This window comes from Rhodoplanes roseus, from assembly GCF_003258865.1.
GTDB classification, from domain to species: domain Bacteria; phylum Pseudomonadota; class Alphaproteobacteria; order Rhizobiales; family Xanthobacteraceae; genus Rhodoplanes; species Rhodoplanes roseus.
This window is the reverse complement of the sequence record NZ_NPEX01000634.1, coordinates 1-678: the sequence shown is the minus strand read 5'-3', so window position 1 is coordinate 678 and position 678 is coordinate 1. Positions and strand designations below refer to the sequence as shown.

The following is a 678-nucleotide window of genomic DNA, read 5'->3' as shown; positions in this document are numbered from 1 at the left end:
GAACGGATAGTCCGTGCTGCGCATCATCACGCGGCAGGATACGCGGAGGTTGTGAAAGTCCGGCCCGACGAGCGACCCGATCGCCGGCGGCGGCAGCCCCATCAGCCCGTTGGCGCCGCCGGTGAGCGCCCGCCATTCGATGGTGCCGTGCTGGACGATGAAGGCGAACGCGATGGTCAGCATCGCGAGCGTCGGCCCGGCGACCCGCAGCGCCGGCAGCGATAGCAGGACCCCGACGGCGGCGGCGATCACCCCGGCCAGCGGCAGCGCGATCCAGAAATTCACACCGGCGAGAGTCAGGATCGCCACCGCATAGGCGCCGATCGCATAGAAGCCGACATGGCCGAGCGACACCTGTCCGCCGAGCCCGAGCAGGATGTTGAGGCCGACGCAGACGACGACGGTGAGCGCGACCAGCGCCAGCACGAACGAGGCGTAGTCCTCCGCCAGCATCGCAAACGCGAGCGCGCCGAGGGTGAGGAGCACGATGGCGGCCGGAGTGGCGACGCGCCGCACCGGCTCGGGCACCGGCGGGAGCGGCGGGAGGCGCAGGCGGCCCCGCAACGCCGTGATGGTTGCGCGGATGGTCGGCCCCTGCTCCGTCATGGCCCGCCTCCGACCCGCCGCGGGCGATGTCCACCCTCCCCTGGAGGGGGAGGGTCGGGGCGCGCCGAAGGC

The 678-nt window shown here is 72.4% G+C and carries 1 protein-coding gene; it reads right to left on the bottom strand.

Annotation, left to right across the window (positions count from 1 at the left end):
• A partial coding sequence (locus CH341_RS31695; protein WP_425376229.1) for a branched-chain amino acid ABC transporter permease occupies nucleotides 1-606 on the bottom strand: 606 nt, incomplete at its 3' end.
• Nucleotides 607-678: the final 72 nt, after the last annotated feature.